The organism is Halomonas sp. Mc5H-6 (assembly GCF_024124705.1).
Lineage (GTDB): Bacteria > Pseudomonadota > Gammaproteobacteria > Pseudomonadales > Halomonadaceae > Vreelandella > Vreelandella subterranea.
This window is the reverse complement of the sequence record NZ_JAMXSI010000020.1, coordinates 21,474-28,092: the sequence shown is the minus strand read 5'-3', so window position 1 is coordinate 28,092 and position 6,619 is coordinate 21,474. Positions and strand designations below refer to the sequence as shown.

General features: G+C 57.3%; 8 protein-coding genes. 5 read left to right on the top strand and 3 right to left on the bottom strand.

The features are described from left to right. The first annotated feature begins 140 nt into the window (after nt 1–140). The 3 genes from NH395_RS17760 to NH395_RS17750 all read left to right on the top strand — a co-directional run bounded on the left by NH395_RS17760 (nt 141) and on the right by NH395_RS17750 (nt 3,443). Nucleotides 141–2,228 (top strand): methyl-accepting chemotaxis protein, encoded by a 2,088-nt coding sequence (locus NH395_RS17760; RefSeq protein ID WP_253026784.1) that lies wholly within the window; start codon nt 141–143, stop codon nt 2,226–2,228. Between the two features lie 186 nt (nt 2,229–2,414). After that, nucleotides 2,415–2,984: a DJ-1/PfpI family protein gene (locus tag NH395_RS17755; RefSeq protein ID WP_253026782.1), complete on the top strand. Its 570-nt coding sequence runs from the start codon at nt 2,415–2,417 to the stop codon at nt 2,982–2,984. A 96-nt stretch (nt 2,985–3,080) separates the two neighbouring features. Then, on the top strand, nt 3,081–3,443 hold the full coding sequence (locus NH395_RS17750; RefSeq protein ID WP_253026780.1) for a ribbon-helix-helix domain-containing protein: 363 nt from the start codon (nt 3,081–3,083) through the stop codon (nt 3,441–3,443). A 4-nt stretch (nt 3,444–3,447) separates the two neighbouring features. On the opposite strand, the gene NH395_RS17745 is transcribed toward NH395_RS17750, so the two are convergent. Next, nucleotides 3,448–4,215, bottom strand: coding sequence for a DUF1499 domain-containing protein (locus NH395_RS17745; RefSeq protein ID WP_253026778.1), 768 nt, complete (start codon nt 4,213–4,215; stop codon nt 3,448–3,450). Nucleotides 4,216–4,321: 106 nt separating this feature from the next. Between NH395_RS17745 and NH395_RS17740 the strand changes: the two genes are divergently transcribed. After that, entirely contained in the window at nt 4,322–4,678 is a 357-nt protein-coding gene (locus NH395_RS17740) for a hypothetical protein (RefSeq protein WP_253026776.1), read from the top strand. A 27-nt stretch (nt 4,679–4,705) separates the two neighbouring features. Here the strand turns inward: NH395_RS17740 and NH395_RS17735 are convergent, their stop codons facing one another. Next, complete coding sequence (locus tag NH395_RS17735; protein WP_085917834.1) at nt 4,706–4,918, bottom strand: DUF3820 family protein; 213 nt, start codon at nt 4,916–4,918, stop codon at nt 4,706–4,708. A 182-nt stretch (nt 4,919–5,100) separates the two neighbouring features. On the opposite strand from NH395_RS17735, the gene NH395_RS17730 reads away from it, so the two are divergent. Then, complete coding sequence (locus tag NH395_RS17730) at nt 5,101–5,526, top strand: VOC family protein (RefSeq protein WP_066321605.1); 426 nt, start codon at nt 5,101–5,103, stop codon at nt 5,524–5,526. 38 nt (nt 5,527–5,564) lie between these two features. On the opposite strand, the gene NH395_RS17725 is transcribed toward NH395_RS17730, so the two are convergent. Next, nucleotides 5,565–6,482 (bottom strand): AraC family transcriptional regulator, encoded by a 918-nt coding sequence (locus NH395_RS17725; RefSeq protein WP_253026774.1) that lies wholly within the window; start codon nt 6,480–6,482, stop codon nt 5,565–5,567. Between the last annotated feature and the right edge of the window lie 137 nt (nt 6,483–6,619).

Sequence of the window (6,619 nt, the reverse complement as noted above, 5' to 3'; positions counted from 1 at the left end):
TTTCCGCCTAAAAGGCGGGAAACGGGCAAAAAACACACACATAACGGGAGAAGCGTGTCTGAATCTTTGATTTTTTGTCGACTCAAACCGCGATTGGCGATAATCGGCAGTTATTCAGACCTTCCCTTAGTTTACGTGCCATGTTGATAGGCTTGTTTCTGGCCGCCGTTATCGGTGCCGTCGTGCTGGCCGTCACCGGCTGGACAACCAATCAGCGCCTGATCGACTCGCAGCGTTACATCACCAATGATGTAATGCCATTGCAGAATGCCAGTCGCGAAATGGTGTCGACGATGGGCGCTTTTGGCCAGCGTCACGCCGATCTGCTGGCGGCTGAAAGCGAAGCTGACATGGCTGACATTACCCCGCGGGAGACGCTTTATGAGCGTTTCAGCCAGGCGCGCAATGACTTGGCCGCCGACGATACCGAAACCCAGTCAAGCCAGTTGGCCGCTCTTGATGAGCACTACCAGACCCTGCTGGAGAGCGATACTTCACTGCAAAACGTTCGTCAGGAGGCGCTTGCTTTGCAAGCACAGATGGATGAAAAGCTCGCCGAGATGCAGGCGCTGATCGGTGAGGTCATGAACAGTGCCGGCGATATTGCCGGACGGACCGCGCTGGTTCAGGTGCGTGAACAACGTGCGCTTGAAGACCGCCTGAATGCCTGGCGCCAGGACGGAATGACGACATTGCCTACCGGTCTGCTGGATAACTTGTTCAGCAATGAAGCGGATGTTACCCGGCTAAGCAGTGAAGTGCGTATCGCCGTGGCGATGCTCGCCGACCTGGGGCGACGCTTGATGCAGGTCGAAAGTGAAGATGAACTGGTTAATCTGCGTTACAACCAAATTGGCCAGCAGATTGGCTTGGCCCGCCAGTCGTTGGCAGGTATTACCCGTTCGCCAAGCACCGATACTGAGCAGATGGAACTGGTGAACGGGCTGGATGACATTATTGTCGAGCTGGAAAGCTTGATGATCAGCGACGACAGTTCGGTTTATGCCTTACGCCAGCAGCAGTTGGACCGCCAGGCACAAGTCCAGAACGAGCTGAATAACGTCAGCCAGGCAATGACGCAAATGGGCGATGCCTTGACCGACGTGGAAGCCTACGCTGTCGAGCAGGCTGACACTGCCGCTGAACAGGCCGAAATGCTGGCCAATGCAGGGCGCACGCTATTGATTATCGTGACCCTGGTGGTGATCGCGCTGCTGGCAATCTTCGGCTGGCGTACCATGGTCCGCGTGCTGGGGCCGCTAACGACCATGCGGCGTCAGATGGAAAATATCAGCGGAGCCGCCGGTGAAAACGCCGACCTTTCCATGCGCCTGGATCTGCAGCGTAATGACGAAGTCGGGCAAACGGCCCAGGCCTTCAACCGCATGATGGACACCTTTGAAGGGATGGTGGCGCAAATTCGCCAAAGCGCCGAGGTGATTGCCGCGAGCAGCCGTCAGATTGCCACCGGCAATGAAAACCTTTCTCAGCGTACCGATCAGCAGGCGGCTTCGCTGGCGGAAACCGCCTCCAGCCTTGAGCAGATTACCGCGACGGTCAAGCAGACCGCCGATTATGCTGATCATGCCAAAGGCGCGAGCACCAGCGTTGACCAGCGCGCCCGTTCTGCGGGGGACGTCGCTCAACGCACCACCGAGGCGATGGGCAACATCCGCGAATCCAGCGAAAAAATCACCAGCATCATCAAGGCCATTGACGATATTGCCTTCCAGACCAACCTGCTGGCGCTGAATGCCTCGGTGGAAGCGGCGAGGGCGGGCGAACAAGGTCGCGGTTTTGCCGTAGTGGCCCAGGAAGTCCGCAAGCTGGCGGGGCGAAGTGCTGAAGAAGCGGCACAAATTCGCCATCTGGTCGACGACAGCGTGGCCAAGGTCAGCGAAGGCGAGCATTTGGTCAACGCCTCCAGTACCCACCTGCAGGAAATCGTCGAGAGCCTAGGTGAAGTCACGCGCTACGTGACGGAAATCGCGCAGGCGACCCATGAGCAGTCGTCCGGCATCGAGCAGATCAACCAGGCGATTGCCCAGTTGGATCAGGTGACCCACCAGAATGCCCGCCTGGTGCAGGAAGCCTCCACCGAAAGCCAGACCCTCGACGAGCGAGCTGGCGACATGAATCTGCTGGTAAGCCGATTCCGGGTTGGTGAAGACGCCGGTCAGCGGCATTTATCGCTACCGGAGCAAAAAGCCGCCCCCCGTCTTAGCTAGAAAGCCTGTGTACCCGCCGCATCACGCAAGGTGATGTGGCGGGTGTAGTAATGGCCTACTACCCGTCTTTTATCTACGCTTGCTACGCTCAATACACACGCGACTTCGCGTGGTAATGCTATCTTGAGCAATGCGGTTGTTGATCGCTGATTGATAACCACGTTGCTGATAACAAGGAGACTTGAGATGAGCAGCAAGCGTATTTTAATGATTACCGGCGACTTCACCGAAGATTACGAAACCATGGTGCCGTTCCAGGCGCTGATGGCGGTGGGCCACCAGGTAGACGCGGTATGCCCCGACAAAAAGGCGGGGGATAGCGTGGCGACGGCGATCCATGATTTCGAAGGCGACCAGACCTATACCGAAAAACCCGGCCACCGGTTCGCGCTCAACGCGACCTTCGCCGATATCGATCCGGCAGACTACGATGCATTGGTGGTGCCCGGCGGTCGCGCGCCGGAGTATCTTCGCCTGAACAAGCAAGTGCTCACCATGGTGCAGCACTTTTTCGAGGCCGATAAACCGGTAGCGGCGATCTGTCACGGGGCGCAGCTGTTAGCTGCTGCCAAGGTGCTGGACGGCAGGCAGTGCTCCGCTTATCCGGCCTGCCAGCCTGAGGTAGAGCTTGCCGGGGGGCGCTTCGCCAACCTGGAGGTGACCGATGCAGTGACCGATGGCAATCTGGTTACCGCGCCCGCTTGGCCTGCACATCCTGCCTGGCTTGCCCAGTTCATGGCGTTACTGGATCGCTGACATCATCGCCGCTGAACGATTACGCCCAGGTGATATGGGCGTAATCCTCCATGGCGGCTATGCTGGACATATGAATCACGGTGAAGAGACGTTGCGATGTGCAAACTGTTTATCGATGCAGACCCGACGCTTTGGCAAAGCGCTAGCCACTCGCTGCGCATTGACGGCATGGTGACCAGCGTACGGCTGGAAAATTATTTCTGGCAGATACTCGGTGAAATTGCCCGGCGTGACGGTATGAACACGGCGCAAATGATCACGCGGCTGTATCACGAATCCATCGCTGCCGGGCATGATGCGGGCAACTTTACATCATTCTTGCGCGTATGTGCGCTGCGCTACCAGGCCTTACAGCTAAGCGGTGATATACCGCAAAATCTGGAGGTGCCGATAGCCACGCTGGATACCGAGCCGATGGTTCGTCGCGACACTCTCCCGCAGGCAAAGCAGGTCCACTGACGTTCTATTCAAGTCGTTCACGCAGGCGATCAAGGAAGGTGTCAATGCGTAATGCGTTGGTGCCGACATCGCTTGCGCCCAGCCGCGACGCCGAGCGCATATCCACCCTTACGCCGTTTTCCTGCTCGGTCAGGCGAATCACCACGTCATCCTTGAAGCCAAACCAGGGCGTGGTGGCCGTTGCCTCAATGGTATTGTCAGTCACCGTTTCAATCTGCCAGCCAGCAGCTTCCACCTCCGCCTGAGCCGCGCCAAGAACGCTCGGCGCCGGTGCCGATACCACCAGAGGCGCCACCTCAGGGTAAGCTTCCTGTTGTTGGCGGGCGGTTTCTTCACCGGGATAATCAACGGCGTTGGGCGCGGCTTCTCTGGCATCGCGCAAGGCATCAAAGGCCGGTGGGTTCTGCGTGTCGGTGGTAATATCATGAATCACCGGTGCCTGCTGAGCACGCTGCCAATGCTGCCACGGCAAATAAAGCAGCGCGACGGTGCCGGAAAGGACGACAATCGCCACGACACCCGCGCTAAAGCGGCGGGTCATCGCGCCGAGGATCAGCAGTAGTAGGCTCAGGCCCCCAGCAGCGGCGGCCAGGTAGACGCCATAACGCAGCAGGCTGAAGGCATCGCCGAGTGGGATGAACTCCCAGCGGTAAGCGGGGCCTGCAAGGCCCATCAGTATGGCGGCCCCGAGCAGAGCAAGCACGCTCAACCATGCCAATAGGGTGGGCCATTTGCCCCCTTTCGGGTGCTGAGCGCTTGATGGTGTTGCCATGCCTTTCTCCCTGGGTTTAAAGCGTTAACATGTTCAAGTTATCTTCAGCATAACCAGCTATTGATCGGTATGTCTGTTTTCCCTGATAAGAGAGCCTCTGACCAAGATGCCCCAACGCGATAACCACTCCGCCATAGCAAAACAGGTGCGCGCATTGCTGGCAAACGCGCCTCGCGATGCATTGCCCATGACCTATCAGCAGGTGGCAAATGCGCTAGGGCTTACGCCACCCCGCACGATCCAGCGCGTTGCTCAGGCGCTCGAGCAGCTCATGGAAGAGGATGTGGCCGTCGGTCGGCCAATGGTCGCGGCATTGGTCGTCAGCCGCCAAGGTGCGGGGCTTCCCGCCTCGGGTTTTTTTGAACAGGCGGTGGCCCTGGGGCGTTTCCCTGCTGATGCCCGCCAACATGAAGCGCTCTATATCGCTGAGCGTGACAAGGCGCTTGAATCGCGACAGGCTTGAATCTCGAAAGGGGCCGTTGCAACCACGCTATCCTTTGCGCAGTGGGTCGAGTAGGCCGCTCAGGCCGTTATGGTCGATCTCATGCATTAAGTGCAACAGTTGACCGATTTCGCCGGTTGGAAAACCCTCCCGCGCAAACCAGTTCAGGTAGGGCCCGGGCAAGTCGGCAATCAGCCAGCCTTCATATTTGCCGAAGGGCATTTTACGCGTCACCAGTTTTTCCAGGTCTTCCGGGTTCATCTGTTGATTCCTTGCAGGCTCGATTGAAGCATCTTTTAGCGTTTCAAAACGCTATTATCAACGCGTAATGGATTTTATTTTTGCGCGGCGCGCTCTAGGATAAGGCAATCCGGCCTGGCTGGCGCAAGGCGTTGGCCAATCCAAAAGTGCCATAAACACAATTCATGCTTCAGGAGATAACCATGAGCCTTTCCCCGTTCCATCTGGCAATTCCCGTCTACGATCTGAATGCCGCGCGTGCGTTTTATAACGACGTCTTTGGCTTGTCTGAGGGTCGCTCAAGCGATCATTGGGTCGACTTCAACTTCTTTGGTCATCAACTGGTGATCCATGAACACCCCAAAACGCCAGGCCAGGAAGAAGTTCACACCAATCCGGTCGATGGTCACAATGTACCGGTACCGCATTTTGGTGTGGTGCTTGGCTGGGACGAGTGGGAGGCGCTGGCAGAACGCCTCAAGGCCCGTGACACCGACTTCGTGATCGAGCCCTACGTGCGTTTCAAGGGCGAAGTGGGCGAGCAGGCCACCATGTTCCTGCTCGACCCGTGTGGCAATGCGCTGGAGTTCAAAGCCTTCAAGGACATGAGCCAGTTATTCGCCAAATAGCCCTTTTTTCGAGATAACATAGTCTCAAGAGCGCATGCTCAAGAGCGTATGGCCTGTTCCTGGCGACGATGCTGCAACGGCGCGTCGCCAAAATAGCGCTTATAGTCGCGGCTGAATTGCGGCACGCTGCGGTAGCCCACCGCCTGTGCCGCCTGGCTGACGTTATGGTCGTCCTGCAGCAATAGCTGCTGGGCCTTGATCAACCGCAGTTGCTTGATGTACTGGGTCGGCGATGCCCGGGTGATTTGTTTGAAGTGCTGATGAAAGGTCGAAGGGCTCATATTCGCCTGCCGGGCTAGCTGATCAACGCTGTAATCGTTGGCAAAATCGCGATGCAGCAACGACAGCACCTGAACGATGCGAGCGTAATGGCCGTGCCCGCGCACCAAGGCCTTGAGCGCTGGCCCCTGTTCGCCTTTCAATGCCTCAAAGACTACATCGCGTATCCGAGCCGTGCCCATTGTGTTGAGTTCTGCAGGCTCATGAAGGGCTCTCACCAGGCGGGATACAGCCGCTTGCATGCCCGGTGTCATGGCCACCGATGCCATGGGCAGCGTGGCTTGGCTGTGGTTGGGTGCATCGCCCATGGTGGTGACCATCTCGCTGAGCAGGGCGGGCTCCAGTTGGATAGAGACACCCAGCAAGGGCGCTTTAGGCGAGCCGTAGGTTTCACATTCAAACGGCAAGGGCAGGGTCTGTACCAGGTACTGGCCCGGGTTGTAATGAATTTCCCTATCGCCCAGATAGCCGATTTTTCGCCCCTGGGCGATGATAATCAGGCTAGGCTGATAAAGCAGAGGCGTCCGCGGTTGGTGGCGGTCAAGGCTGAGGAGCGATACGCCGCTCAATGGGGTAGGCGTCATGCCTTGTTGACCCACCAATGGGGTGATGGCTTCGGCCAGCTCGCTGATGACCGGCGTTTCGTCGACGCCAGGGCTGGCTATGTCGTTTTGCATAGCGGCCTCATGATAATATTTCCATTCATGGACATAATTGTGACAGGTTTTTAGGTATATTTTGTTATTTTATAGCAATTATATGGAGGATCGTGCAAAAGTTTCGTAGCTTCATTCATCGCTAAAAGTGTCTATCG

Excerpts from the sequence above, each read along its gene's own strand:
- NH395_RS17760 (WP_253026784.1), top strand. The coding sequence starts at position 141 with ATGTTGATAGGCTTGTTTCTGGCCGCCGTTATCGGTGCCGTCGTGCTG.
- NH395_RS17755 (WP_253026782.1), top strand. The coding sequence starts at position 2,415 with ATGAGCAGCAAGCGTATTTTAATGATTACCGGCGACTTCACCGAAGAT.
- NH395_RS17750 (WP_253026780.1), top strand. The coding sequence starts at position 3,081 with ATGTGCAAACTGTTTATCGATGCAGACCCGACGCTTTGGCAAAGCGCT.
- NH395_RS17745 (WP_253026778.1), bottom strand. The coding sequence starts at position 4,215 with ATGGCAACACCATCAAGCGCTCAGCACCCGAAAGGGGGCAAATGGCCC.
- NH395_RS17740 (WP_253026776.1), top strand. The coding sequence starts at position 4,322 with ATGCCCCAACGCGATAACCACTCCGCCATAGCAAAACAGGTGCGCGCA.
- NH395_RS17735 (WP_085917834.1), bottom strand. The coding sequence starts at position 4,918 with ATGAACCCGGAAGACCTGGAAAAACTGGTGACGCGTAAAATGCCCTTC.
- NH395_RS17730 (WP_066321605.1), top strand. The coding sequence starts at position 5,101 with ATGAGCCTTTCCCCGTTCCATCTGGCAATTCCCGTCTACGATCTGAAT.
- NH395_RS17725 (WP_253026774.1), bottom strand. The coding sequence starts at position 6,482 with ATGCAAAACGACATAGCCAGCCCTGGCGTCGACGAAACGCCGGTCATC.